At 54.8% G+C, this 23,056-nt stretch carries 19 protein-coding genes and 1 tRNA gene; 13 read left to right on the top strand and 7 right to left on the bottom strand.

Features of this window, described 5'->3' with window-relative positions; all coding sequences use genetic code 11:
* Positions 1-38: 38 nt before the first annotated feature.
* On the bottom strand, positions 39-3,737 hold the full coding sequence (gene purL, locus NF347_RS01955; RefSeq protein ID WP_107036193.1) for a phosphoribosylformylglycinamidine synthase: 3,699 nt from the start codon (positions 3,735-3,737) through the stop codon (positions 39-41).
* A 243-nt stretch (positions 3,738-3,980) separates the two neighbouring features.
* Between purL and efp the strand changes: the two genes are divergently transcribed.
* The 3 genes from efp (at position 3,981) to NF347_RS01940 (ending at position 5,611) form a co-directional block, all read left to right on the top strand.
* Entirely contained in the window at positions 3,981-4,547 is a 567-nt protein-coding gene (efp, locus tag NF347_RS01950) for an elongation factor P (RefSeq protein WP_107036152.1), read from the top strand.
* Positions 4,548-4,767: 220 nt separating this feature from the next.
* Entirely contained in the window at positions 4,768-4,995 is a 228-nt protein-coding gene (locus NF347_RS01945; RefSeq protein ID WP_107681307.1) for a hypothetical protein, read from the top strand.
* A gap of 100 nt (positions 4,996-5,095) precedes the next feature.
* Positions 5,096-5,611, top strand: a complete 516-nt coding sequence (locus NF347_RS01940) for a uracil-DNA glycosylase family protein (protein WP_107681308.1) — start codon at positions 5,096-5,098, stop codon at positions 5,609-5,611.
* 272 nt (positions 5,612-5,883) lie between these two features.
* On the opposite strand, the gene NF347_RS01935 is transcribed toward NF347_RS01940, so the two are convergent.
* From NF347_RS01935 to NF347_RS01915, 5 genes are all read right to left on the bottom strand, one after another.
* On the bottom strand, positions 5,884-6,456 hold the full coding sequence (locus NF347_RS01935) for a 30S ribosomal protein S16 (protein WP_107036155.1): 573 nt from the start codon (positions 6,454-6,456) through the stop codon (positions 5,884-5,886).
* A 186-nt stretch (positions 6,457-6,642) separates the two neighbouring features.
* The gene (locus NF347_RS01930) at positions 6,643-7,908 is read right to left on the bottom strand and encodes a BT_3928 family protein (protein ID WP_107036156.1); all 1,266 of its coding nucleotides are present in this window, start codon (positions 7,906-7,908) and stop codon (positions 6,643-6,645) included.
* The gene (locus NF347_RS01925) at positions 7,905-8,450 is read right to left on the bottom strand and encodes a DUF1599 domain-containing protein (protein ID WP_107036157.1); all 546 of its coding nucleotides are present in this window, start codon (positions 8,448-8,450) and stop codon (positions 7,905-7,907) included. The genes NF347_RS01930 and NF347_RS01925 overlap by 4 nt, the downstream gene beginning before the upstream one ends.
* A 183-nt stretch (positions 8,451-8,633) precedes the next feature.
* The gene (locus NF347_RS01920; protein ID WP_161553745.1) at positions 8,634-8,807 is read right to left on the bottom strand and encodes a hypothetical protein; all 174 of its coding nucleotides are present in this window, start codon (positions 8,805-8,807) and stop codon (positions 8,634-8,636) included.
* 143 nt (positions 8,808-8,950) lie between these two features.
* Positions 8,951-10,432, bottom strand: a complete 1,482-nt coding sequence (locus tag NF347_RS01915) for a potassium/proton antiporter (RefSeq protein ID WP_107036158.1) — start codon at positions 10,430-10,432, stop codon at positions 8,951-8,953.
* A gap of 113 nt (positions 10,433-10,545) precedes the next feature.
* On the opposite strand from NF347_RS01915, the gene purH reads away from it, so the two are divergent.
* The 10 genes from purH to NF347_RS01865 all read left to right on the top strand — a co-directional run bounded on the left by purH (position 10,546) and on the right by NF347_RS01865 (position 21,654).
* On the top strand, positions 10,546-12,072 hold the full coding sequence (gene purH, locus NF347_RS01910) for a bifunctional phosphoribosylaminoimidazolecarboxamide formyltransferase/IMP cyclohydrolase (protein ID WP_107036159.1): 1,527 nt from the start codon (positions 10,546-10,548) through the stop codon (positions 12,070-12,072).
* A 48-nt stretch (positions 12,073-12,120) separates the two neighbouring features.
* Positions 12,121-13,140, top strand: a complete 1,020-nt coding sequence (locus NF347_RS01905; protein ID WP_107036160.1) for a rod shape-determining protein — start codon at positions 12,121-12,123, stop codon at positions 13,138-13,140.
* 96 nt (positions 13,141-13,236) lie between these two features.
* A complete protein-coding gene (mreC, locus tag NF347_RS01900; protein ID WP_107036161.1) occupies positions 13,237-14,085 on the top strand; it encodes a rod shape-determining protein MreC in 849 nt (282 codons plus the stop codon).
* Positions 14,082-14,603 (top strand): rod shape-determining protein MreD, encoded by a 522-nt coding sequence (locus NF347_RS01895; protein WP_107036162.1) that lies wholly within the window; start codon positions 14,082-14,084, stop codon positions 14,601-14,603. Before mreC ends, NF347_RS01895 begins: the two co-directional genes overlap by 4 nt.
* Positions 14,587-16,449, top strand: a complete 1,863-nt coding sequence (gene mrdA / locus NF347_RS01890) for a penicillin-binding protein 2 (RefSeq protein WP_107036163.1) — start codon at positions 14,587-14,589, stop codon at positions 16,447-16,449. Before NF347_RS01895 ends, mrdA begins: the two co-directional genes overlap by 17 nt.
* Positions 16,450-16,492: 43 nt before the next feature.
* The gene (rodA, locus tag NF347_RS01885; protein ID WP_107036194.1) at positions 16,493-17,911 is read left to right on the top strand and encodes a rod shape-determining protein RodA; all 1,419 of its coding nucleotides are present in this window, start codon (positions 16,493-16,495) and stop codon (positions 17,909-17,911) included.
* 136 nt (positions 17,912-18,047) lie between these two features.
* Entirely contained in the window at positions 18,048-18,689 is a 642-nt protein-coding gene (locus NF347_RS01880) for a LysE family translocator (protein WP_107036164.1), read from the top strand.
* Positions 18,690-18,712: 23 nt separating this feature from the next.
* Positions 18,713-19,375: a carbohydrate-binding family 9-like protein gene (locus NF347_RS01875; RefSeq protein WP_107036165.1), complete on the top strand. Its 663-nt coding sequence runs from the start codon at positions 18,713-18,715 to the stop codon at positions 19,373-19,375.
* Positions 19,376-19,500: 125 nt separating this feature from the next.
* Positions 19,501-19,573, top strand: a tRNA-Glu gene (locus tag NF347_RS01870).
* An 86-nt stretch (positions 19,574-19,659) separates the two neighbouring features.
* The gene (locus NF347_RS01865) at positions 19,660-21,654 is read left to right on the top strand and encodes an ABC-F family ATP-binding cassette domain-containing protein (RefSeq protein WP_107036166.1); all 1,995 of its coding nucleotides are present in this window, start codon (positions 19,660-19,662) and stop codon (positions 21,652-21,654) included.
* Positions 21,655-21,668: 14 nt separating this feature from the next.
* On the opposite strand, the gene NF347_RS01860 is transcribed toward NF347_RS01865, so the two are convergent.
* Positions 21,669-23,042 (bottom strand): NfeD family protein, encoded by a 1,374-nt coding sequence (locus NF347_RS01860; protein ID WP_161953412.1) that lies wholly within the window; start codon positions 23,040-23,042, stop codon positions 21,669-21,671.
* Positions 23,043-23,056: the final 14 nt, after the last annotated feature.

The raw sequence follows: 23,056 nt of genomic DNA, 5'->3' as shown, positions 1-23,056 counted from the left end.
CGTATGGACTCACCTGCTGTAGGTTGTGATTCGATAATTTATTTATGGTTTTCAATCCACTTGCGCGCATTGACGAAGGCATCGATCCAGGGCGTCACTTCGTCCGACCGTCGCGCGGCGGGATAGTAGCCACACTGCCACGGGAATATCGCTCTTTCGAGGTGAGGCATCATGGCCAGATGACGTCCGTCGGCCGAGCAGATTCCTGCCACAGCGCCACGCGAGCCGTTGGGATTGCCCGGATATGAGGCATAGCTGTAGCGGGCCACGACATTATAGTTTTCAAGCGGCATCGGCAAGACAAATTTTCCTTCGCCATGAGCCACCCATATACCGGTCTTCATGCCTGACAGCGGACCGAACATCACGGAGTTGTTTTCGGGCACTGTCACTCCCAGGAACTGCGATTCGAACTTGTGGCTGTCGTTGTGTTCCATCCTCGCGCGCTTCGGATGCTCCGGGTTTATGAGGTTGAGTTCGACCATCAGCTGACATCCGTTACAGATGCCGAGGCTAAGTGTGTCGGAGCGCTTGTAGAAGCGTTCGAGAGCTGTGCGGGCGTTGTCATTCCACAGGAAGCCGCCGGCCCATCCTTTGGCCGAACCGAGCACATCGGAATTGGAGAAGCCTCCGCAGAACACGATCATGTTGACATCCTCAAGCGTTTCACGTCCGCTCATCAGGTCGGTCATGTGCACGTCTTTCACATCGAATCCGGCCAGATAGAGCGAATAAGCCATCTCGCGATCGCCATTGACGCCCTTCTCCCTTATTATTGCAGCGCGCACGCCCGACTTGGCATGGCGTCCGAGCGTCAGGCCACGCGAGGCAAGCTTGCCGTCGAAGCCTTTGGGCAGACGATAGCGGATAGGCTGCTTCTTGTAGTTCTCAAAACGGCTTGCAGCCTGCTTTTCGCCGCTCTGGCAGCGGTCAAGCAGATACGACGGACGCATCCACACGTCGCGCAGCCAATCGATGCCGAGCATCGTTTCCTCTCCGCGATGATTTATCATAAGCATGCGCTCCTCGGCAGGACGGCCGATGACGATGTGCTTCACACCTGCCTTGTCAAGAAGTTCCATAGCCTTGTCGGCTTTGTCGTCGGCCACCTGGAGCACTACGGCCGGATTCTCTGCAAACAATATCTTGACGAGATCGTCCTCGCCGGCGGCGACAAAGCCATCGGTCGACATCTCGATACCACCCTTGGTGTTGGCGAAAGCCATTTCGAGGAGCGTAGTCACCAGACCGCCGGCCGAGACATCGTGGGCGGCCATCACCGAACCACGCGCCACAAGCCGCTGCACGGCATTGAACGCCGCCGCAAACCGTCCGGCATCGGCTACTGTCGGAGCCTCAGCGCCAAGACGGTTCATGGTCTGTCCCAGAGCCGAACCGCCGAGCTTGAGCGAATCGGACGAGAAGTCGACATATATAAACTGCGACTTCTTGGGCTGCATCACCGGGCTTACCGTACGTTTCACGTCGGTCACCTCACCGGCAGCCGAAATGATCACAGTGCCGGGAGCGAACACCTTGTCATCGCCATATTTCTGAGTCATCGAAAGACTGTCCTTGCCGGTTGGGATATTGATACCGAGAGCGCAGGCAAAGTCACTGCAGGCCTCCACTGCACGGTAGAGCGCCGCATCCTCGCCCTCGTTACGGCAGGGCCACATCCAGTTGGCCGACAGCGACACCGCTTTGAGCCCACCCTTCAGAGGCGCGCCGACGATATTGGTCAGCGACTCGGCCACAGCCATCACCGAACCACGGGCGGCATCAACCAGAGCCACCTGGGGAGCATGGCCGATAGAAGTGGCTATGCCCTCCTTGCCGCGGTAGTCGAGAGCCACTACTCCACAGTCGCTGAGCGGGAGCTGTATCTCGCCCTGACACTGCTGACGGGCCACCTTGCCGGTCACCGAACGGTCAACCTTGTTTGTGAGCCAGTCCTTGGATGCCACAGCCTCCAGGCTGAGCACATCGCGCACATAATCCTCGATCTTATCGGACGAATATTCAAGGTCGGCATACGTATTCACCACAGTGTTGTCGGTCATGACAGTCTTGGGCGAATTGCCAAACATGTCGGCCATAGCAAGATCGATCGGCTTTACGCCGTCGGCCTGCTCGAACACGAAGCGGTCGTCGGCAGTGGTCTCACCCACCACATACAGCGGGCTGCGTTCGCGCTCTGCGATGCGTGCCACCCGCTCTATATCGTCGGCGTGGAGCACCATGCCCATGCGTTCCTGACTCTCATTACCAACGATCTCCTTGGCCGACAGAGTCTTGTCACCTACAGGAAGAGCATTGAGATCGATATGGCCGCCGGTAGCCTCAACCAGTTCCGACAAAGCGTTGAGATGTCCGCCTGCGCCGTGGTCGTGGATCGACACGATCGGATTGCTGTCGCTCTCGGCAAGAGCACGTATGACATTGCTGACGCGCTTCTGCATCTCAGGATTGGCTCGCTGCACAGCGTTCAGCTCGATAGCGTTGGCATACTGGCCTGTCGCCACCGACGAAACGGCGCCGCCACCCATACCGATACGGTAGTTGTCGCCACCCATCACCACTACTTTCTCACCCGGCTCTGGAGTGCCTTTGATAGCGTCGCGCGCTGCGGCGAAGCCTACGCCTCCGGCAAGCATGATCACCTTGTCATAAGCATAGAGCTTGCCGTTCTCATCGTGTTCAAACGTAAGCAGCGATCCGCAGATCAGCGGCTGACCGAATTTATTTCCGAAATCCGACGCTCCGTTAGAAGCCTTGATGAGTATGTCGCATGGTGTCTGATAAAGCCACACACGCGGATTCATCATCAGCTCCCAGCGATGCCCGGGACTCATGCGCGGATATGATGTCATATACACAGCCGTACCGGCTATGGGCAGACTGGCGCGGCCTCCTCCGAGTCGGTCGCGGATCTCGCCGCCCGAACCGGTAGCCGCACCGTTGAAAGGCTCTACGGTTGTGGGGAAATTGTGAGTTTCGGCTTTAAGCGATATCACGGTCGGTATCTCCTTGACGTCGAAATAATCAGGCTGTTCGGGATTGACCGGATAGAACTGCTCTACTTTCGGGCCCTTGACAAAGGCCACATTGTCCTTGTAAGCCGACACAAGAGCGTTGGGATTGGTCTGGGATGTCTTTTTGATCAGCTTGAACAGCGACATAGGTTTCTCCTGACCATCGATCACGAATGTGCCGTTGAATATCTTGTGACGGCAATGCTCGGAATTGACCTGCGAGAATCCGAACACCTCGCTGTCGGTCAGCGGACGGCCGAGCCTCCGCGACAGATCGCACAGATAGTTCTCCTCATCGGCGCTGAGCGCCAGACCCTCCGCACGGTTGTATTCGGCTATATCCTCGATATAAACTATCGGTTCGGGCTTGCGGTCGGTGGTGAACACCCGTGAGTTGAGTCCCTCGTAGACACGTTCGAGCATCTTGTCGAACTTTGGCGGATTCTCACGCGCCACCACAAACTGCTCTATGCGCGTGATTCCTGTCAGTCCCATGTTCTGGGTTATCTCTACGGCATTTGTGCTCCACGGGGTTATCATCTCCTTGCGGGGACCCACAAATGTGCCTTTCACTGAAGTTGACGAGAGAGGTTTGGCACCTCCGAACAGCCACGTGAGTTTCTCCTTCTCCTGATCAGAGAAACGGTGGTCAGTTTCCACAGCTGTCACTGTGTCGGCGCCTTTCTTGAAGAATACGACCATGCTTGGTTTATTGTTGGTGATGTTTATGGGTGCAAATTTAAGCATTATTGGCGAAAATTCAACCCCTCCGCATCGATTTTGACACATACTATTAACACACCGGCCGCTCTGCCCTCACCAGCCCCTGACCGACCCGGATGTCAGCCGTACACCACATTACAACACTGTTCTACGACGCAACACTTGGCAGTTTGACGCATTTTTCTTAAATTTGCGCCCGGAAAATCAAATCATCATAATTATATGATCAACGCTCAAGACATCAAAAACGGCACCTGCATACGCATGGACGGCCGCCTCTACTTCTGTGTAGAATTCCTTCACGTGAAGCCCGGCAAAGGCAACACCTTTATGCGCACCAAGCTCAAGGACGTTGTCGACGGCCGCGTACTCGAGCGCCGCTTCAACATCGGCGAGAAGCTTGAGGACGTGAGAGTCGAGCGCCGCCCGTTCCAGTACCTCTACACCGATGGCGACGACGATATCTTCATGAACAACGAGACATTCGAGCAGATTCCCATCAACAAAGAACTCGTCACCGGCGCGGCATACATGAAAGAGGGCGACACAGTGGAAGTCGTGACTGACGCATCCACCGAAACCGTGCTCTTCGCCGAGATGCCCATCAAGACCGTACTCAAAATCACATATACCGAACCGGGACTTAAAGGCGACACAGCCACCAACACCCTCAAACCCGCCACAGTCGAAACCGGCGCGGAAGTACGAGTGCCGCTCTTCATCAACGAAGGCGAGCTCATCGAGGTTGACACCCGCGACGGATCCTACATCGGCCGCGTAAAGGCATAACCCCCGGCCGCACGACAAACAACATTGAGAAATGCACCCTCCAAAGGGGTGCATTTTTTCTTTATACCAAGCGAGAAATAAACGTCTATCCGCTGCAAAAAGCTATACTTGAGGCAAAATTTCGAAAAAAGTGGACTTAATACACTATTTTTCACCAAAAAATTTGCCCGACCCGACTATTGATATTATATTTGCGCCCAAACAACCGATTAACGTAATAATGAAAACCGTATTTCCCCGAATTCTGCTTGCTTTGGCCGCCCTCGGAGCATGGGCTGCGTATGAAAGCACACAAAAAAGCAACACTATCCAGACACCGCAGGTCGAAACTGCCGAACGGTGGACCGATAGCGAGGCTATGCTCAACGCGCATATTAACGCAGAAAATGACACGCAGCAAGTCAGACACCTCTCGCAAGCAAGAGTCAGAATCGTCAGAAACCACTGACACAAGGTCTGGCTCTGCGATTTCAGCACCCACATCCTCACTCCCCATAGAAGAGCACCCCTGGGAACCGTTTATTCCCGAGGGCGCACGACTCATATTCATGGGAACCTTTCCGCCACAGCCCAAAAGGTGGCAGATGCCGTTTTTCTACCCCAACCGCATCAATGACTTCTGGCGCATAATGGGAATCGCCGTCTACGGCGACCGGCAGCATCTGATCGATCCAGCCACAGAAACATTCCGGCTCGACGACATACGGCGTATGCTCAAGGATCTGCATATAGCCATGTGGGATACCGCAGCTAAAGTGCGCCGGCTGCGCGAAAACGCATCCGACAAATACCTTGACATCGTAGAACCAGTCGACCTTCAGTCATTACTCGTCCGCATGCCTGACTGTACCGAAATAGCCACTACAGGACAGAAAGCCGCAGAAGTCATCGCTACGCTTACATCATCAGCAGTGCCACAGATGGGGCATTTTGTCGAAACGGACTTCGCCGGACGCAAGATCCGCCACTGGCGCATGCCTTCTACCTCACGGGCCTACCCTATGTCGATCACCTCTAAAGCCGCCTACTACTCCGACATGCTGCACACCATCGGACTTATATGACCGGACACGCCGGCCAGCCGACCGCGCATATCACACGACAACAAATTCTTCCACATAAGCCTGCCCTTCAATACCCCACCCCACCACGACAGAAGCTATCTATATACACTTGCCGACAGCGTGCCACGACAACACCGACACGAGTCAGCCCAAGAAACAAAAAAAACGAAGACGCATCAGAGATATCTCCAATGCGTCTTATTGTTTTTTACGCCTCTGGACGTCAGAGCGTCATGAACACGCCGCCATACAGCGACACGTCACCCCACACATCACTCTGCGGCGGGAGCTTCTGCAGCAGGTGCCTCCTCAGCGGGAGCAGCCTCTTCGGCGGGAGCCTCGGCAGCAGCGGCAGCGGCTTCAGCCTCAGCCTTTGCAGCAGCGATCTCAGCCTTTTTCTTGGCTACGATCTCAGCCTTTGCCTTGTTCTTGGCCTGCTCGGCTTCGAAACGCTCTTTGGCGGCGAGTTCTTTCTTGTCGGCCATGGATGCGACAAGAGCGTCGGTCTGACCCTGCTTCATCTTTTTCCATGCCTCGAAACGACGCTGTGCTTCAGCCTCGTCGAAAGCGCCTTTCTTCACACCGCCCTGAAGGTGCTTCATAAGCATCACACCCTCTGAAGAGAGGATCGTGCGCACGGTGTCGGTAGGCTCTGCGCCTACATTTACCCAATACAAAGCCCGTTCGAAGTTCAATGTTATTGTAGCAGGATTAGTGTTCGGATTATAAGAACCTATCCTTTCAATAAATTTACCATCTCGTGGTGCCCTGCTATCGGCGATAACAATAGGATAGAACGCATAGTTCTTACGACCATGACGTTGCAGTCTGATTTTGGTTGCCATTAGAAAATGTCGGTTAAAATTTGGTTTTGTATTGATTGCAGGTGCAAAGTTACACATAATTTCGCACACGGCAATGCCCTTGCACGTTTTATTCAGGACTTTTATTTGGCTTTCCTCATCTTTTGAGGAATTTTGGGAAAGTTCGTGGAATAGTCAACCGAAATCCACATATAACATCAGCGAGCGTCACACCTGACGGCGAAGCTGTCTGCGCCATTTCAGAAGACGGCCGCTACGGTCAAGCATGAACAGCACCGCCAACACTGCAAGCACTACGAGAGTGATCTGCCACAGCCGCGCCACCCCTTCAAGAGCCAGGCTGTCGAGCACTGTGTCGTCTGCCTCCGATGCCTCTACATAATCAGCATCGATTGACGCCGCCGTGCGCTTCCACTGTATCACGCCGTCGCGCAGCCACACGAGCGATATCGCGCCACGCACAAGTACCTTCAGCTGAGTCGGATCGGCCGAATACACCGGATAATCAGCCATTGAAAGATCAGTCCATTCGGCAGCTTGACGACCGCCGGCACCAATTATGGCGACAACCGAGCCACCGCTGTTCTTCACCCTGTCGGCAAGTTCATTGACAAGATAGGTAAACGACACATCGGCACGGTCATACTCCGGAATCACAACGAGGAGCGTACCGCCTTCAGGCTCTACGACATATGCGCTCACATCCTCATCATGATCAGTCACCACCAGCTCCGGACGGTTATCGACCTTACCGGCGACCACCCGACGCTCAACAAACGTCCATGTAGAGTCGGGCAAAGAACCGATATCATACGCATGTCGGACACCATCCTTTTCATACACGAATTCAAATTCAGCGACAGCCTCATCCTCCTCAGCAAGCAGACCGCCCAGATCTGTTCCGACAGGAAACGGCCGGAAATCCACCATCGGCTGCACGGTATAGCCAATAAAAGCCACCACCGACACATAGACCGACACAACCAGCAGCACAAGCCACTGTATATACGGTCCGAACAGACACCCCACACGGCGATTATATATCAGTAACACGACAAGAGCCGCCATCAGCGCCACATTCTTGAAAAAAGTGGCGGCATTAGACAGCCGAAGCATCTCACCGAAGCATCCGCAGTCGCTCACCGGATCGGCAGCCCATATATACGCCGTGAGAGGAAGCATCACTCCCATCATAAGAGTCAGAAGCCACACCACCGTGCGTCGATAACAACCGGCAGCAAGCATCACTCCTGCGATAAATTCAAAAGAAGCGATAAACATCGCAGCTGCAATCACAAGCGAGCGCGGCTGCACGATCCCCCACACTTGCAGATACTCCTCTATCTTGAATACGAATCCCCATAAATCATCGGCTTTGGCAAACCCAGAAAGCACAAATACCGCACCGACCGTCAGCCGAAGCGCCCACACACCCGCCTGCGACAGCGGTGACAACTGTTTCAGTCCACTCATTCGGTTAGCTTTATTATGCCGAACACGGCATAATTGACCATATCCATATAATTGGCATCGATTCCTTCCGACACCTCAGTCATTCCGCTATGATCCTCGATCTGCTTGGTGCGCTGCAGTTTGGTCAGAATCAGGTCTGTGTACGAATTGATCCGCATACCGCGCCAAGCCTCGTCATAATCATGATTCTTGGCCTTCATCAGTCGGCGCGCCTGATCGGCATACTTGTCGTAAAGCTCCAGAGCGCGCTCCGCGGTGATATCAATATCGTCGGCAAATCCACAGTCGAGCTGTATCAGCCCCACCAGACCATAATTGACAATAGCGATGAATTCCGGCAGAATGCCCTCGTCTACCATCGCCTCCTTCTTTATCTCCAAAGAACGTATGCGCTTAGCCTTGATATATATCTGGTCAGTTATTGATTCCGGCCTCATCATGCGCCATGACGGCCCGTAATCGTTGAGCTTACGGGCGAAAATATCGCGACAGAGCGCCATTGCTCCGTCAAACTGCCGGTTGGTTTCGTCGTATCTGGTCATATATTACCATACCTGTTAGCCCGACGGGCACCATGCCGCGTCGCTCTGCAAAATTAAGCCAAATATTCATAACGTGCAATACGCAAGCACGGCGGCCCGCCTCTTCAGACATAGCCGCCGCACGATAGCGTGTCCGACAGACGGCTGGCATCGCATCATGCCGCGCCGACTCTGCCGTGAATGTCATTTCACTGCCTTGTTGGCATATCCGACCAACACCAGTATAAATGCTGCGAGAGCAAGACCGCCTCCTATCGAAAGAAGCACCAGAGCATTGCCCGAAGTGAACAGGGTTGCGATCATAAACCCCACACCTACCAGAGCAAAAATAATAGCGAGAGCAATCAGACCTTTCATAATAGTATGTGTTTTTAACGTTAGTTTTACTCTATAACACTCACTATGACCAAAAAGTAGATACGGTTAATGTTTTTTAATACACCACACACCACAACCATGGCATATCCACGACCGGCTCCCCTATCAGCCCACGGCGACAGTCAGTCTTCGCGTATAATGAGTAACACATCGGACGGCTGCAGACGACGACGTCCGTTCGGGACGATATACCGCCCGCCTCTGCGTATCATTATCACCAGCGACCCCTGCGGCAATTCGAGATCACGCAGAAGATCACTGTTTGCGAGATGAGCCTCCGTAAGTGTCAGCGTGTGGAGCGATGTAGGCAGTTCGTCGGGGATCTCGACTCCAAAATGATCGTCGGACACCTCCTGACGCTCCACCAGGCCAAGACGACGGGCTGCAGCCATGACAGTGGTCCCCTGCACGAGCAGCGAAAGGATCGTGACGAAAAACACTATATTGAAAATCTGCGAAGCACCCTCCACATGAGCCGCCACAGGATAAGTGGCAAATATTATCGGCACCGCCCCGCGCAGTCCCACCCACGACACAAACAGCTTCGAACGTCGCCCTACGCTCCTGAAAGGCATTAGCGAACAGAACACACTGAGCGGGCGTCCGACCACGATCATAAACACACCGATGAGCAGCGACACGGCCGCTACCGACAGCATCTCATGCGGATTGACAAGCAGGCCGAGCATGAGAAACACCACAATCTGCGCAAGCCACGTGATGCCGTCGATAAACTTCGCTATGCCCCGATGCCCGACCACACGTCCGTTACCCACCGTTATGCCGCAAAGATATACCGCCAGATAACCATTGCCGCCGAGCGCCGTAGTGGCAGCAAACGAGAAAAAGACGCAACCCACAATCAGAATGGCCGTCATGGCCACCGCCTGGGCAGGATCTTCGCTATCTGACGCCGCACCGCCCAAACGCCGATAGACCGACGCAAGCCATACCGTCAGCCGCCCGGTCAGAAAACCTCCGGCAATTCCCACACCAAACTGCATCAACAACTCGCCGACAACGTGCCCCACCGACAGCGACGTATCGGTCGTGGCCGCTTCGATCAGCACTATCGTCAGCATATAAGCCATAGGATCATTGGATCCGCTCTCAAGCTCAAGCATCGGCCGTAGATGATGACGAAGACCTGTCTTATGCGCTCCGAGAATGCCGAACACCGACGCCGAATCAGTCGACGACATAGTGGCGGCCAACAACAGCGAAACGACAAGAGGAAAATGAATATTGGTCCAGCTCATCCCCGACAGCCACCAGATGAAAAGTCCGGTAAAAAGCGCTGTAAGCAACACTCCCACAGTCGACAGCACCAACCCCGGAGCCACAACAAGCCTTATCGACGAAATCTTCGTGCCCATGCCTCCCGAGAACAGAATGACACACAGCGCCACCATACCGATAGACTGGGCCGTATGTATGTCGCTGAACTGCATTCCCAGACCATCCGTACCAAACGCCATACCTGTCAGCAGAAAGATCAGCAGCAGCGGCAGACCGACACGATGGCTCGACTTGCCCGCGAGCACACCGGCCACGAGCAACGTCGATCCCGCGAGCAAAAGATTTTCAGTCGACACCTGTTCCATATCACCTGCAAAGTTAACACTATTTTTTTAATAATATATTAGGTGAAACAGACTCGCTTTCATGTAAATTTCGTAACTTTGCACCTCTGAAACTAAAAACCGTATCACATATTATGTCAGACGTAAGGAAAATCAAGACAGCACTCATTTCCGTCTACCACAAGGACGGCCTCGACGATATTTTGTCAATGCTCCATGCCCAGGGCGTGAAGTTTCTCTCGACAGGCGGCACCCAGACCTTCATCGAACAGCTCGGCTACCCCTGCTCGGCCGTAGAGGATCTGACTTCGTACCCGTCGATCCTTGGCGGACGCGTAAAGACACTTCACCCCAAAGTGTTCGGCGGCATTCTCAACCGTCGCGACAACGAGGGTGACCGTCAGCAGATCGCGCAATATGAGATTCCTGAAATCGACCTCGTGATAGTCGACCTCTATCCTTTCGCCGACACCGTATGCAGCGGAGCAGACCATGCCGCCATCATCGAGAAGATCGACATAGGCGGCATATCGCTCATCCGCGCCGGAGCGAAAAACTACAAGGATGTCGTGATCGTGGCATCCAAAGCACAGTACGCCCCTCTGGCCGAGATGATCGGCCGCAACGGCGCACAGTCGACACTCGAAGAACGTGAGTTCTTCGCCGCCGAAGCATTCGCCGTCTCATCGGGCTACGACACCGACATCTACAACTATTTCGCAGGCCGCAGCAGCCAGAATTATCTGCGCATAGCTGTCGACGGAGAGAAACACATGCGCTACGGCGAAAACCCCCACCAGAACGGCACATTCTACGGCCGTCTCAGCGAAGTTTTCGATCAGGTTCACGGCAAAGAGATCTCCTACAACAACCTGCTTGACATCGACGCGGCGATCAACCTCATGGCCGAATTCACCGAACCGACATTCGCCATCCTCAAACACAACAACGCCTGCGGACTGGCCACCCGTTCCACCATGCTCGAAGCATGGGAAGCAGCCCTCGCGGGAGATCCCGTATCGGCATTCGGAGGCGTGCTTATCGCTAACCGCATCATAGATCTGGCCACAGCCGAGGCCATCAACAAGATATTCTTTGAGGTAGTCATCGCACCCGCCTACGACGACGCCGCGCTCGAAGTGCTCTGCCAGAAGAAGAACCGCATTGTGCTCAAGCAGCACTCACAGCTCAAGGCCACCCGCCAGTATCGCTCGATACTCAACGGCGCTCTCGTGCAAGACAAAGATCTCAAGGTCGAGACGCCCGACGATCTCCGTCAGGCCACAGAGAAAGCCGTCACCCCTTCGCAGATCGACGACCTGCTGTTTGCCAACAAGATCGTCAAGCACAGCAAGAGCAACGCCATCGTACTGGCCAAGAACCGCCAGCTGCTTGCAAGCGGCATCGGACAGACATCGCGCGTCGACGCCCTCAAGCAGGCCATCGCCAAAGCAGGCTCGTTCGGCTTCGACCTTCACGGAGCTGTCATGGCCTCCGACGCCTTCTTCCCCTTCGCCGACTGCGTCGAGATAGCCCATCAGGCCGGAGTAGACGCCGTGATACAGCCAGGAGGATCCATCCGCGACCAGGACACCATTGACTACTGCAACGCCAACGGCATAGCCATGGTCATCACCGGCATCCGCCACTTCAAGCACTAATCACCACCATCTTTTCTCACCACACAATTTCACAGAATTCAATCTCTCATGGGTATATTCTCACTCACTAAAGAAATAGCCATCGACCTCGGCACGGCCAATACCATCATCATCCACAACGACAAGATTGTGGTCGACGAGCCGTCGATCGTAGCCATTGAAGTGTCTACCGGCAAGATGATCACCGTGGGCAAGGAAGCTCAGATGATGCAGGGACGCGAGCCCGAAGGGATCCGCACCATACGCCCGCTGCGCAAAGGCGTCATAGCCGACTTCCGGGCGGCCGAAATGATGATTCGCGGACTCGTCGAGAAAGCGAGCCAAAAGAGCCGCTGGTTCAGCCCCTCGATGCGCATGGTGGTAGGCATCCCCTCCGGATCGACCGAAGTGGAGATCCGCGCCGTGCGCGACTCCTCGGAACATGCCGGCGGACGCGACGTCTACATGCTCTACGAGCCTATGGCCGCAGCCCTCGGAATCGGACTTGACGTTGTGGCTCCCGAAGGCAACATGATCGTAGACATAGGCGGCGGCACAACCGAAATCGCCGTGATATCGCTCGGCGGCATCGTCAGCAACAAGAGCATCACCATAGCCGGCGACGACCTCACTGATGACATACAGGAACACATGCGGCGCGTACACAACGTCAAGGTAGGCGAACGCACCGCCGAACTTATCAAAATGAACGTCGGATCGGCTCTCATGGAACTCGAAAACCCGCCTGAAGACTACATCGTCCACGGCCCCAACCAGATGACAGCACTGCCGATGGAAGTCGCCGTCAGCTATCAGGAGATCTCCCACAGCATAGAGAAGAGCATCTCGAAGATAGAGGCCGCCGTGCTCAGCGCTCTGGAGCAGACACCGCCGGAGCTGTATGCCGACATAGTCAAAAACGGCATATATCTCGCCGGAGGAGGCGCGCTTATCCGTGGCCTCGACAAGCGTCTGACCGACAAGATCGGCATCCAGTTCCATATCGCCGAGGATCCCCTGCTCGCTGTAGCGAAAGGTACCGGAGTGGCACTGAAAAACATCGACAAATTTTCATTCCTTATCCGCTGACCTGTGCCGGCGCCGTTTATGCGGCGCCGCACAAGTATGGCTACAGCCAGTGAATATCAACCCGACCAATAACGACGCAACAACCACCGGGACGCAATGAGAAACCTCATTGAATTCTTCTTGCGCTACAGTTCATGGATGCTTTTCGTCGCCTACATGGCGGCGGGATGCTTCATGCTTTTTCACAGCAATCCGTGGCAGCACCATGTGATGCTGACATCGGCCAATGCTGTATCGGCCGTCGTCTACAAGGGAGCGAGCAATCTCACCGCCTACTTCCATCTGCGCGACATCAACGAAGACCTGCAGCGACGTAACTCGGCTTTGGAACTCGAAGTGATCAACCTGAAGCAACAGCTCGAACGCACACGCGAACTGGTCTATGCCGACACAATGACCACCGACTCTGCGCTGCAGCGCTACAGTTTCATCCTCGCAAGGGTGATCAACAACACCACCCACCGTACGCACAATTACATCACCATCGACAAGGGCTCGGCCGACGGCATCCGTCCGGAAATGGGTGTCATGGATCAGAACGGCGTGGTTGGCATCGTCAATGTGACCGGCCCGCACTCAGCCAGAGTCATATCGCTGCTCAACAACCACCTGCGGCTGTCGTGCAAAGTCAAGGGACATGACCATGTAGGATCACTCGTGTGGGACGGGACAGATCCTGAGGAAGCCATACTCGAAGAGCTTCCACGACACGCAGTGTTTGAGATCGGCGACACCATAGTCACCAGTGGCTTCTCTACCGTATTCCCCGAAGGAGTGCCCATCGGCACCATCGTAAAGGGGCTGCGCGACCACGACGAAAACTTCTTCGCACTCCGCGTCAGACTCTTCACCGACTTCACCACCCTTGGCACCGTGCGGATCATATCCGACTCGATGACCGACGAAATCCGCGAGGTAGAACGCGACATAATCGACAAGAAATGAGCAAGACGACCATAAAATTCATTTTTCTCGCCATCATGCTTATAGCCGTGCAGGTAGTGGTGTTCAACCATATTGCACTGCTCGGATATGCCGTCGGATTCATATTCATCTATACATTGCTCCATCTGCCTCTGACCCTGTCGGCCAACTGGACGCTGACTATAGGATTCTTCATGGGTCTCGCCGTCGACATCTTCGCCGACACACAGGGAATGAATGCCATTGCATGCACCATTCTCGCCGCACTGCGCCGCCCGGTGGTAAAACTCTATTTTCCGCGCGAGGAGGACATCACCGACCCCTGCCCGTCGGCCCGCTCGCTCGGCTTCCCGGTATTCGCGAAATACGCCATAACACTCTCGGCGATCTATTGCCTGGTCATATTTCTTGTAGAGTCGATGAGCTTCTTCCGGCCTTTATCGCTCATGCTGCGCATCGCCTCAAGCACCCTGCTCACATTTCTCCTCATGATAGCCACCGACAGCCTCACCAGCAGCCACAATGAGAAAAGATTATAGACTCGAACGCCGGAAATATGTAGTCGGAGGCTTCATTCTGCTTATTGTAGCCATATATATCGTTCGCCTCTTCAATCTTCAGGTGGTCGACGACCGCTACAAGGACTATGCCGACTCCAACGCATTCTTGAAAAAAGCAATATATCCGTCACGAGGCATAATCTACGACCGTCAGGGGCGGGTCGTGGTATTCAACCAGCCGGCCTACGACATCATGATGATACCGCGCGACGTGCAGCCGTTCGACACACTCGACTTCTGCAACACGCTCGGACTCACCACCGAACAGTTCACCCGCCGCATAGCCGACATGAAGGACCGACGCCTCAACCCCGGCTACTCGTCATATTCGCCACAGGTGTTCATGACACATCTTTCGGCCGAGGACTACGGACGTCTTCAGGAGAAGATGTACCGCTATCCGGGATTTTTCATACAGAAACGCATACTGCGTGAATACGGCTACAAGGCCGCAGCCAACGTGCTCGGCAACATACGCGAGGTGTCGCAGGCCGACATCGACGCCGACCCGTATTATTCGTCGGGCGACTACACCGGCGACCTCGGAGTGGAGAAGAGCTACGAGAAATATCTGCGCGGCGAGAAGGGAGTGGAGATACTCATACGCGACGCCAAGGGACAGATACAGGGCAAATTCGAGAATGGCGCTCGCGACCGCGGAGCCATATCGGGCCGCAACCTCAAGCTCAGCATCGACATTGAGTTGCAGCAATACGCCGAATCGCTGATGGTCAACAAGATCGGAGCGCTCGTGGCCATCGAGCCATCCACCGGAGAGATACTGGCCATGGTGTCATCGCCCACCTACGATCCATCGCTGCTCGTTGGCCGCAAACGCGGAGCCAACTACAAGGCTCTCGTGGCCGATTTCTACAAGCCGCTGTTCGACCGTGCCCTGATGGGTGCATATCCTCCCGGCTCGACATTCAAACCCGCCAACGGACTTATCCTACTGCAGGAAAATATCATCACACCCTCCACCGCCTATCCGTGCTATCACGGATTTGTCAGCGGAGGCCTCAAGGTAGGATGCCACAGCCACGGCTCGCCGCTGCCGCTCAAACCTGCACTACAGACATCATGCAATGCATATTTCTGCTACGGCTTCAAGGCCATGGTGGACCGGCGCTCGAAGTACGGCACATCGGCCGAAGCATTCGAAACATGGAAGAAACATCTCGTGTCGCTCGGCTACGGCTACCGGCTCGGCACCGACCTGCCCGGAGAGAGCCGCGGATTCATACCCAACGCCAAATTCTACAACAAGATCTACGGTGAGAGCCGGTGGAGTGCCAACACCATCATATCCGTATCCATCGGTCAGGGCGAAATCCTCGCCACTCCCATGCAGATTGCCAATCTGTGCGCCACTATAGCCAACCGTGGATGGTTCATCACACCCCACGTGGTCAAGGAGATCGAAGACACTGTGATGCCCCAGGATCTTATCGCCCGACACTATCCGACTATCGACGCCCGGCATTTCGCCGACGTAGCCGAAGGAATGCGCATGGCCGTCACCGGCGGTACATGCCGACTCGCGGCACTCCCCGACATAGAGGTGGCCGGCAAGACCGGCACCGCACAGAATCCACACGGCAAGGACCACTCGGCATTCATAGGTTTCGCACCCTACGACAACCCCAAAATAGCCGTCTGCGCCTACGTGGAGAATGCCGGATTCGGTGCCACCTACGGAGTTCCCATCGGCAGCCTTGTCATTGAGAAATATCTCACAGGAAAGATATCCGACCAACGCAAATATCTCGAGCAGCGCATGCTTGAGTCCAACACCATAATCTACAGTGGAGTCAAGAAGCATTAATCATAAAGCCGTGCCGACATCCTACGTGCGCTACATCGACTGGATGAGTGTCGGACTGTATCTGGTGCTTGTCGTGGCAGGAGTGTTCAGCGTATATGCCGCAAGCTACGACTTCGACAACGCATCGATTTTCGACTTCAACGAATTTTCAGGCAAACAGGTGCGCTGGATATTTCTCGCACTCGGCCTGGCTCTGATGATAATGCTCATAGACAGGCGCATGTATGAAACCTACGCCTATCCGATCTATCTCACGCTGCTGGCCATAATGGTTGTGACCATTTTCGTGGCTCCGGACATCAAGGGATCACGCTCATGGCTCGTGTTCGGCCCTGTCAGCTTCCAGCCTGCCGAATTCGGCAAGTTTGCCACCGCCCTGGCTCTGGCCAAACTGTTCAGCGGCTATCAGTTCAGGCTCAACGACTCACACACCAATTATCTGAGAGCCATTGCGATAATATTCGTGCCGATAGCGCTCATTCTCGCCCAGAGAGAAACCGGGTCGGCACTGGCCTATCTCTCACTGTTTTTCGTGCTCTACCGCGAAGGCATGAGCGGTCTGGTGCTCCTTGCGGCGGCAGGCGCAGTCATCATCTTTGTCGTGGCGGTGAAATACGCCGGCACGATGTTCATGGACATGCCGCTTGGCGAAGCCGCCGTCATAATAATGCTCGGACTGCTTCTGCTCGGCATGCTTGCCGTCTATTGCCACCGCGTCAAAGCCGCCCGCAATGTCGTACTTTTCTATCTCGGAGCGGCAGCCGTGGCATGGGGACTGCATCTTCTGGCAATTGACATCCCAGGAAGATACTTCCTTCCGCCAGTGCTTGCCGCCTCATGCGTATATTGCCTCATACTATGCCTGCGCGGCGACAGCAAACCACTCCTTGTGACTGTAGGAGCCGTCATGGCCGGAGTGATATTCCTCTACTCTGTCAACTATGCATTCACCTCCGTGCTTCAGCCACATCACCAGCAGCGCATAAAGGTGACACTCGGACTTGAAGAGGACCGCCTCGGTGCAGGCTACAACGTGAATCAGAGCAAGATTGCCATAGGATCTGGCGGACTCACCGGCAAAGGATTTCTCAACGGCACCCAGACCAAACTGAAGTATGTTCCCGAACAGCACACCGACTTCATCTACTGCACCATCGGCGAGGAAGAAGGATTCATAGGCTCCACCGCCGTGCTGCTCCTGTTTCTGGCGCTGATACTACGGGTGATACACATAGCCGAACGGCAACCTACCGTATTCGGGCGCGTCTACGCCTATTGCGTGGCCTCCTACTTCATATTTCATCTCGCCGTCAACGTCGGCATGGTCATAGGCCTATGCCCTGTCATCGGTATCCCGCTCCCCTTCTTCAGCTATGGAGGCTCATCGCTATGGAGCTTCACCATACTGCTCTTCATACTGCTCCGCATCGACGCCTCACGACGCGAACATCTCACCTACTGACCTGTGCCGCCGCCGTGCGCATAGCTACAAAAAGATTTGTGATTTCAGGCGGAGAATTGTAATTTTGTAAATGTGTTTCGAGGCAGTGCGGTATATCGCATAAACGACACTGTCACACTTACCCTACAACCCCACAATGGAGAGCGCAGCAAACATAATAATCACCGGCATACTCATCGGAGCACTGATTTCAGCTCCCATGGGACCGATCGGCATGCTTGTGATACAACGCACGCTCAACAAGGGGCGTATGCCAGCCTTCGTCACCGGCATCGGGGCCGCATTGTCCGACCTCATCTACTGTCTGCTCACCGGACTGGGACTCTCGTTTGTCACCGACTTCATCGAATCCAACCAGAATGTGCTGCAAGTCATAGGCAGTCTTGTATTGATCATCTACGGCATATATCTCTTCCGCAACAATCCATCGCGGCAGCTACGCACCCCCGCCCCGCAGGCCTCGAACTACTGGCGCGATTTCGCCACCGGCTTCCTCTTCACATTCTCCAATCCGCTGATACTGTTCTTCATCATCGGACTCTTCGCACGCTTCAACTTTCTTGACACACAATACAGATTTTATCACTACATCGCCGGCTATACCGGCATCATAGCCGGAGCCGTGATATGGTGGTTTCTCATCACGTATTTCGTCAACAAGGTCAGAGCCCACTTCAACGTCCGCTCCATGTGGCTTGTCAACCGTATCATCGCCGTGATATTGCTCGTCATGGCATCGGTGGGATTTATCCTCGGCCTAAAAGAACTCTTTGAATAACCCATTCCAATACCAGACCATATATGCAGAACCAACGACAACATCTCGACATTCCCTATCTGCCGGAACTCGACTCCATGACTCTCGATCAGGCAGTGAAATATCTCGACGAGAAAGGCGAGCACCAGACCATCGACCATCTCAACTGGAAAGAACAGTATCCCTACCGACCGCTGACAGCCTTCACCATCGCACACTCCGACACACAGATCTACATCGACTTCTTCACACGGTGCAACTATCTGCGCGCGGTCAACTACAAGAACAACTCCGACGTATATCAGGATTCGTGCGTAGAGTTCTTCGTGGCTCCCCACGGAGAAGCCCCCTACTACAACTTTGAGTTTAACTGCATCGGCACTATCCACGCAGCCCGCCGCATGGATCGCCATTCTGGCGAGAAACTCACCGACGAGCAACTTGACAGCGTAAGACGTCTGGCAAGCTGCGGCACACGCCCCTTCGAGGAACTGCAGGGAATCTTCTCATGGAATCTTCTCGCCGCTATACCGCTGTCGCTTATCGGAGTCAGCTACGAGCCGGGCAACCCTGTCGATATGCGCGCCAACTTCTACAAGTGCGCCGACGCCACCTCCGAACCCCACTATCTGAGCTGGGCGCCTATCACCACCCCACAGCCCGATTTTCACCGGCCGGAATTCTTCGGCGATATAACCCTACTATAAAGGAGATTACAAATCCCCATCGCAAGACAACGCATTTTTTTCAAAAAAAACGTCCGAAAAATTTGCACAATTCAAAAAGGGGTTGTAATTTTGCAGTGTCAATCGAGAGAGACTGACAACAAAATGGTGATTTAGTGTAGTGGCCTAGCACGCCACCCTCTCACGGTGGAGACCCGGGTTCGATTCCCGGATTCACTACTCACCCCTTCAGAAGCCGGCCTTCTTCACGAAGACCGGCTTCATTTATTTCACACCCTACCCAACCATCGCCACCGATCCAAGACATGATTTCCATACAGAACCTCAGCGTAGAATTCAGCGCAAAGACGCTGCTCGACAACATAAGCTATGTCATAAACCGCCGCGACCGTATAGCCCTTGTCGGCAAAAACGGAGCCGGCAAATCAACCATGCTTAAAATCATAGCCGGACTGCAACGCCCTACATCGGGCACCGTTGCGGTAGCTCAGGATGTCACCATCGGTTATCTTCCGCAGCAGATGGAGATTTCCGACTCTCTGACCGTTGTAGAAGAGGTCAGGAAAGCCTTCGCCGCCATTGACGATCTGCACCGGAAGCTCGACGATCTCAACCAACAGCTCGCATCGCGCACGGACTACGAGTCAGCCGAATACCACCGTCTGATCGATGACATGACCTCGCTCTCCGAACGCATAGCCATGGAGGAGAGCGAAAACATGGAAGCCGAGATGGAAAAGACACTGACCGGACTCGGATTTGACCGGAGCGACTTCTGCCGCCCCACTTCGGAATTCAGCGGCGGATGGCGTATGCGTATCGAACTGGCGAAACTGCTGCTGCGCCGCCCCGACGTGCTGCTGCTCGACGAGCCGACCAACCACCTTGATATAGAATCGATACAGTGGCTTGAACAGTTTATGGTCACCAAGGCCAAGGCTGTGGTGCTTGTCAGCCACGACCGCGCGTTTATCGACAATGTCACCAACCGCACCATTGAGATATCGCTCGGACACATCTACGACTATGCTGTCAGCTACTCGCACTTCGTAGAGCTTCGCCGCGAGCGCATGGAGCAGCAGATGCGCGCTTATCAGAACCAACAGAAACAGATACAGGACACCGAAGAATTCATCGAACGCTTCCGCTACAAGGCCACAAAGAGCGTGCAGGTGCAGAGTCGCATCAAGCAACTGGCCAAAATAGAGCGCATCGAGGTGGACGAAGTCGACACATCGCGTCTCAATCTGAAATTTCCACCCGCTCCGCGATCGGGCGACTACCCGGTGACAGCCGACAATGTCGGCAAATCCTACGGAAACCATAAAGTGTTTTCCGGAGCAAGCTTCACACTGAAACGCGGCGACAAAGTGGCATTCGTAGGCAAGAACGGCGAAGGCAAGTCCACCCTCGTGAAATGCATTATGGGTGAGATCCCTTTTGACGGATCGCTGAAGATCGGCCACAACGTCAAGATAGGATATTTCGCGCAGAACCAGGCGCAGCTGCTCGACGGCGAACTGACCGTGTTTGACACTATCGACCGTGTGGCCACCGGCGACATTCGCACAAAGATACGCGACATACTCGGTGCGTTCATGTTTGGCGGAGAAGCATCCGACAAAAAGGTCAAGGTGTTGAGCGGTGGCGAAAAGACACGCCTGGCCATGATACGCCTCCTGCTCGAACCGGTCAATCTGCTTATACTCGACGAGCCTACCAACCACCTCGACATGCAGACCAAGGATGTGCTCAAACAGGCCATTCAGCAGTTTGACGGCACAGTGATAGTGGTTTCGCACGACCGTGAATTTCTCGACGGCCTCGTCGAGAAGGTCTACGAGTTTGGCGGCGGAAAGGTAAGGGAATGCCTCGGCGGCATATACGAATTCCTTGAAAAGAAAAAAATCAGCCGTCTGCAGGAACTTGAGCTGTCGAAATCACCATCGGCCTCATCGGTCGCTGCCGCTGCTGAAAAGCACCGGCAATCGCAAAAGCCCACACAGCCGGCTACCGCTCCCGACAGCTCCGCCGACAAGCAGACCGCTCCACAGCGCAAAAGCTATCAGGAAATGAAAGAGATGGAAAAGCTCGCACGCAAGGCCAGAAAGAAGATATCGGAGGCCGAGGCGGCTGTGGCCGACGTCGAACAGCGTATAGCCGACATCGAGTCGCGCTTCGCCGCAGGCGAAAGCACCGAAGAGCTCATCCGTCAGCACGCCTCTCTGAAAAAAGAGCAGGAAAATGCCATGAGCCTGTGGGAGCTTGCCGTGATGGAGGGTGAACAGTTCGGTGTGTGACCGCCGCTGAGCCGTCACTCATCGACAATACACACCCGCGCATGCTCCACATATAGCTGCGCGTTCTCGTAGCGCACTATCCTGACGGCAGTGCCACTGTCGATAAATCCGTCATCGGAAACCGCATCGAGCCTCTCGCCATCAACCATCACCTTGCCAGAAGGTCGCATATCGGTCAGAGCCACAGCGTCCATCCCCACATATCGTGACGGACGCATATCAACCCCAATATATCCATCGGCCACAAGCTGCTCCTTGACAAGCATATTGCGTCCGCCCATCAGCCGGGTGCCGTAGCGCGACGTCAGCAGCCATATCGCACCGATGGCAAGCGCCACACCGGCCATCATGGTTCCCAGCGAATACCACATCGCAATCGAGCTGACACCGCCAAGACTGAAGCTGAAATTCTCGAAAAGCCCGAAAAACAGCGAGGCCGACATCATCACACCTCCGGCTATGCCGGCGATACCGAAACCGGGTATAACGAAAAGCTCAAGCAACATCAGCAGCAGGCCTACGACAAACACCACGACAATCCAGCTCGAAACCACTCCCGATATATAGAGCGGCAGGAAATACAACACCGCCGCGCCGAGAGCGGCCATCGACGGAAATCCCATGCCGGGAGTCTGGAGTTCGAAATATATGCCGCCGACAATGATCATGATAAGGATCGCCTGCACTCCGGGACTGCCGAAAAACCCAGTCAGCCTATCGACCCATGTAGGCTGATAGCGCTGTATCTCGAACGACTCCACCCCTATATGAGCAAGAGCCTCAGCCACATTGTCGGCCTTACCGTCGGCATATCCCCACCTGACCGCCTCGTCGGGAGTGAATGTGAGCACTCTCGTATCGTCGATCAGACCGTCGACCTCCACCCTCGGATCCACCATCGCCTCAGCGATCACCGGATCGCGGCGCCAACGCCATCGGCCGTCTGCGTCGAGCACCTTGCCATGACTCTCGGCCGTAGCCCGCATTATGCCGCGCATATATGACTGATATTTGTCGGGCATAGCCTGTCCGTCGGTGCCGTTAACCACCGTAGCCGCACCCATCGTGGCGTCAGGACGCATGATGACCGTATCGCAGGCAAGCGCTATCAGCGCTCCCGCCGAAGCCGCATTGTTGTCGACAAACGCCATTGTAGGAATGCCGCAGTGGAGAAGCGCCGTGCGTATGGAGTCGGCTGCTCCCACTTCGCCACCGTAAGTATTGAGATGCACAAGCACCAGATCGGCGCCACGTTCGCGGGCCGCCTGCAGTCCGGCTCTCGTGAATTGCCACGTCGTGGCGCCTATCTCTTCATCGAGATCAATCCGATAGACCTTCACGGCGGCCTCGCACGTGGCCGCAAGGGCAAGCATAAGAGCTGCCAGCATAGTGATAAAACCCT

The organism is Paramuribaculum intestinale (assembly GCF_030759015.1).
Taxonomy (GTDB): domain Bacteria; phylum Bacteroidota; class Bacteroidia; order Bacteroidales; family Muribaculaceae; genus Paramuribaculum; species Paramuribaculum intestinale.
Note: the sequence above shows the minus strand (reverse complement) of the source record. Positions and strands in the feature narration are given on the sequence as shown.

Excerpts from the sequence above, each read along its gene's own strand:
- NF347_RS01865 (WP_107036166.1), top strand. The coding sequence starts at position 19,660 with ATGATTTCCATACAGAACCTCAGCGTAGAATTCAGCGCAAAGACGCTG.
- NF347_RS01945 (WP_107681307.1), top strand. The coding sequence starts at position 4,768 with ATGAAAACCGTATTTCCCCGAATTCTGCTTGCTTTGGCCGCCCTCGGA.
- purL (WP_107036193.1), bottom strand. The coding sequence starts at position 3,737 with ATGGTCGTATTCTTCAAGAAAGGCGCCGACACAGTGACAGCTGTGGAA.
- NF347_RS01880 (WP_107036164.1), top strand. The coding sequence starts at position 18,048 with ATGGAGAGCGCAGCAAACATAATAATCACCGGCATACTCATCGGAGCA.
- NF347_RS01895 (WP_107036162.1), top strand. The coding sequence starts at position 14,082 with ATGAGCAAGACGACCATAAAATTCATTTTTCTCGCCATCATGCTTATA.
- NF347_RS01920 (WP_161553745.1), bottom strand. The coding sequence starts at position 8,807 with ATGAAAGGTCTGATTGCTCTCGCTATTATTTTTGCTCTGGTAGGTGTG.
- NF347_RS01925 (WP_107036157.1), bottom strand. The coding sequence starts at position 8,450 with ATGACCAGATACGACGAAACCAACCGGCAGTTTGACGGAGCAATGGCG.
- NF347_RS01860 (WP_161953412.1), bottom strand. The coding sequence starts at position 23,042 with ATGCTGGCAGCTCTTATGCTTGCCCTTGCGGCCACGTGCGAGGCCGCC.
- efp (WP_107036152.1), top strand. The coding sequence starts at position 3,981 with ATGATCAACGCTCAAGACATCAAAAACGGCACCTGCATACGCATGGAC.
- NF347_RS01905 (WP_107036160.1), top strand. The coding sequence starts at position 12,121 with ATGGGTATATTCTCACTCACTAAAGAAATAGCCATCGACCTCGGCACG.
- NF347_RS01930 (WP_107036156.1), bottom strand. The coding sequence starts at position 7,908 with ATGAGTGGACTGAAACAGTTGTCACCGCTGTCGCAGGCGGGTGTGTGG.
- purH (WP_107036159.1), top strand. The coding sequence starts at position 10,546 with ATGTCAGACGTAAGGAAAATCAAGACAGCACTCATTTCCGTCTACCAC.
- NF347_RS01915 (WP_107036158.1), bottom strand. The coding sequence starts at position 10,432 with ATGGAACAGGTGTCGACTGAAAATCTTTTGCTCGCGGGATCGACGTTG.
- mreC (WP_107036161.1), top strand. The coding sequence starts at position 13,237 with ATGAGAAACCTCATTGAATTCTTCTTGCGCTACAGTTCATGGATGCTT.
- NF347_RS01935 (WP_107036155.1), bottom strand. The coding sequence starts at position 6,456 with ATGGCAACCAAAATCAGACTGCAACGTCATGGTCGTAAGAACTATGCG.
- NF347_RS01875 (WP_107036165.1), top strand. The coding sequence starts at position 18,713 with ATGCAGAACCAACGACAACATCTCGACATTCCCTATCTGCCGGAACTC.
- rodA (WP_107036194.1), top strand. The coding sequence starts at position 16,493 with ATGAGTGTCGGACTGTATCTGGTGCTTGTCGTGGCAGGAGTGTTCAGC.
- NF347_RS01940 (WP_107681308.1), top strand. The coding sequence starts at position 5,096 with ATGGGAACCTTTCCGCCACAGCCCAAAAGGTGGCAGATGCCGTTTTTC.
- mrdA (WP_107036163.1), top strand. The coding sequence starts at position 14,587 with ATGAGAAAAGATTATAGACTCGAACGCCGGAAATATGTAGTCGGAGGC.